Raw genomic sequence first — 3,112 nt, forward strand, 5'->3', positions numbered from 1 at the left:
CTGTCCACGAAAACAAATTCATTTGTGGTATAATAGCCATACAGATGAACCCCCTCGGTTTAATGGTTTTTTGGTTACTAACTATTTTAAACCTTATAGGGCAAGGTTTCATCTGTTTTTTTGCATTTTGGGGTGGATTTTCGAATTTTTTCCATTCCCTTCTCTTAAAAGTGCATTATACCGTCACATTTTTGGGGAAAATAAATTCTGGTCCCTCCTTATCCCCTTGTCTCACTTGAGGTGCGAGACATCGCAATTACCTCAAGGAAGGATAAGAAGATAGGCTAGTATATGCAGCGGGTTCACAGCTCAACCATTACACTTCCGTGGAACGCTCTTCCCACTGAACGAATGTCTCAGTGAATAATTTTTTACTTAAGGATACTCTTGTTTAACTGACAATTTCAATCGCGTAGACATCCTTCATTTTGGATATGGTATAGTAAATATCTGTAACCGGGCGTTTACTACTCACTTTCGTTTTTAGCTCAAGCATATGCATGGAATTATCTTTAATATCTTTAATTCGAATATGTGTGACAGAAATTTTTTCCTTTTGCACTTTCTCTATAATTTTCTCAAGGCTTTCTTGACTAGAAACGGTGATTTTTAAAATCAGGTCCCTTTTAGACAAACTTTTAGGTCCGATTTTAACAAGCGCAAAAGGGATGAGTTCTACACTGATAATTAGAAGGACCACTCCAGTAACTGCCTCCACATAAAACCCTGCTCCAACAGCAATCCCAATGCCGGCGGCCCCCCATACCATTGCGGCAGTTGTTAAGCCTGATATATGATCATTTCCTCTTCTTAAGATTACACCAGCACCCAAAAAACCAATTCCAGAAACAATTTGCGCGGCCAAACGGAGCGGATCCATTCGAATCATGATATCCTCTCTACCGGGAAGGATGTATGCCGACTCTATCGATACAATTGTTAGTAAACAACTAATAATTGAAATCACAAGACTTGTTTTTAATCCGAGTGGTTTGCTTTTTAATTCTCTTTCTAATCCAATGACTAATCCGAGTAATGCTGATACAACCAATTTAATCAAAAGTTCTGAATCTATGAAGTTCAACAAAATAACTCTCTCCTCTAAACGTTTCAGGTTTAAAATGATAGTATCATACTTTCATTACAAAAAACCAAGTTATAGAAAATATGTAAACCAATATCAGAGTCTTTTAATGGAAGATACAATTTCCATTAAATAAACTCCCTCCTATATAGAAATCAGGATGGGAGAAATACTTTTTGAAAGGATAAAATGTGATACATCGTCATTGAATGTATACTATTGTTTTTAGTTTATATGAAAAGATAGGTTAATCCTGAAAAAACAAAAGCCATAATAGTGGAAAAGATAAAGGTTCCTCCATAGACTTTGTCTTCTGCATTCGATATGCGCAACGCTTCTATATAGGAATAAGAAAATAAATAAACAGCCATAATTACCGCAATAAAAAGTCCAAATTGTGCGAGCATAATTTTCACCTACTATAAATGGATTGATAATATATATGTAGAAAGGATTGGTAAATGAATAAGATTTGCAAAGATGCAATGGGGAATTAGTAGATAAATAATCGTAGAATCCAATGGAAAATAGAACAAATGGTGTTTTTGCCAGTGCTCCTGATGAAACGGAAGAAGAAAGTAAAACGAACCATGATTTAGTAGATGATTTCATAAAAAAACATAGATGTAGATAAAGCCCTCACAAAAAGGCTTTTATCTTTCTACACGATTATCCGAAGATTGAATTTCGGTGGGCGTTAGCCAAAGTTTTTTAGGTAGCCCATAAAATGATATACTAAACTAAAATGAAGGAGGAAGTTATGACTGTTTTTGATAAATTGAATCTCGAGAAGTACACAAACATGACCGTTATCAACTAACCGAGCGACGATATTTGACAAACACCATGATGCTATTATCATTTTTGTAGAAACTATTGATGAAATGGTAGTGTACACACATCGAATCATCCATAACCAGCTATTACAAAATAATGGTTATTTATTTTTTGCTTATCCGAAAAAAAGGCAATACGCACTATCAAACTTATTTAGATGAAGATGGGTATATTGCTCATAGCGATATTAAGTTCTCACGTATGGTAAGTATGGATGGTGTCTTCACTATCGTTAGATTAAAACGTGAGAAAAGGAAAGTAAAGTAAAGAATTCATTACCAGCTAGCTAGCGTGTTGCAGATTATGGGTCTAATGTCAAAGATATCGAATCATTATTAGATGATACCCAGATGTGCTTACATTTTTTCAGAACTTAACACCTAGTTACCAAAAACCTGGCGCGCTACATCTTTTCTACCAGACAACAAAAGACACGTGAAAAACACCATCAACAAATGATTGATATCCTGTCATAGGGGTATAAATCATTCGATTTATACCGTCAAAAGAAGAATTAAATCGCATTGAATCTGGGCACGAAGGCGATGCGCCGTTAGTTGGCTTTTCACCTCGAAAAGCTAAAATCAGTTTATATTTTGCAACGGGTGACACCCAACGAGACAAATTATTAAAGGATTTTGGAAAACACACAACAGGAAAAGCTTGTGTGTATATCAACAAGGTAACAGATATTAAGTATTAAAGGAATTAATTAAACAGTCTGTAATGTTTTTGAAAGAAACCTATCCGAATCAGTGATTCTTTTACGCAAAAAATTAGCCGATTTATGATTCTATCCGATTACCCTATATTTATAAGGTACAGTAATGAAAAAAGCCCTGGTTAGCACCCTATGTGTAAAATTTTACTCACAAATAATAGTGGTTGGGGTTTATACCGAACTAGGTAATGTGGATGTGGACTCTAAAAAAGCCGCTGCAATCATATCCGTTTGAATTTGAAAATAAATGTGGATCTTGCGAACTAATTTAGTCATCAACCTGTTTATCGCGCTATTTGGCCTGTTTGGCCTCCTATATTAAGAGTTCTTCTAGGTTTACTTTACAAAGATACTCAAGTTTCGGAGTAAAAAAATACTCATAACTCCTTGCCATACTTGGCTTTTGATTGAAAAAAATATTAAGTAAACACAAAAAACACCCTATTCTTTGGTAAAATATTGGTATCGAC

2 protein-coding genes and 2 pseudogenes are annotated in these 3,112 nt (G+C 34.9%); 2 read left to right on the forward strand and 2 right to left on the reverse strand.

What is annotated here, in order from left to right; translation table 11 throughout:
* Positions 1-391 precede the first annotated feature (391 nt).
* On the reverse strand, positions 392-1,084 hold the full coding sequence (locus MUB24_RS22800; RefSeq protein WP_244708008.1) for an MgtC/SapB family protein: 693 nt from the start codon (positions 1,082-1,084) through the stop codon (positions 392-394).
* A gap of 230 nt (positions 1,085-1,314) precedes the next feature.
* Complete coding sequence (locus MUB24_RS22805; RefSeq protein ID WP_244708006.1) at positions 1,315-1,491, reverse strand: hypothetical protein; 177 nt, start codon at positions 1,489-1,491, stop codon at positions 1,315-1,317.
* A gap of 353 nt (positions 1,492-1,844) precedes the next feature.
* Here MUB24_RS22805 and MUB24_RS22810 point away from each other — a divergent pair.
* Both MUB24_RS22810 and MUB24_RS22815 read left to right on the forward strand, forming a co-directional pair.
* Positions 1,845-2,397: pseudogene (locus MUB24_RS22810) on the forward strand (YdeI/OmpD-associated family protein).
* 53 nt (positions 2,398-2,450) lie between these two features.
* A pseudogene (locus MUB24_RS22815) lies at positions 2,451-2,680 on the forward strand (DUF1801 domain-containing protein); the annotation flags it as partial.
* Positions 2,681-3,112 lie beyond the last annotated feature (432 nt).

The organism is Lederbergia sp. NSJ-179 (genome assembly GCF_022867885.1).
Classification (GTDB): Bacteria; Bacillota; Bacilli; order Bacillales; family Bacillaceae_C; genus Lederbergia.

Bases quoted from the DNA above. Each gene is read 5' to 3' on its own strand.
- MUB24_RS22805 (WP_244708006.1), bottom strand. From the start codon at position 1,491: ATGCTCGCACAATTTGGACTTTTTATTGCGGTAATTATGGCTGTTTAT.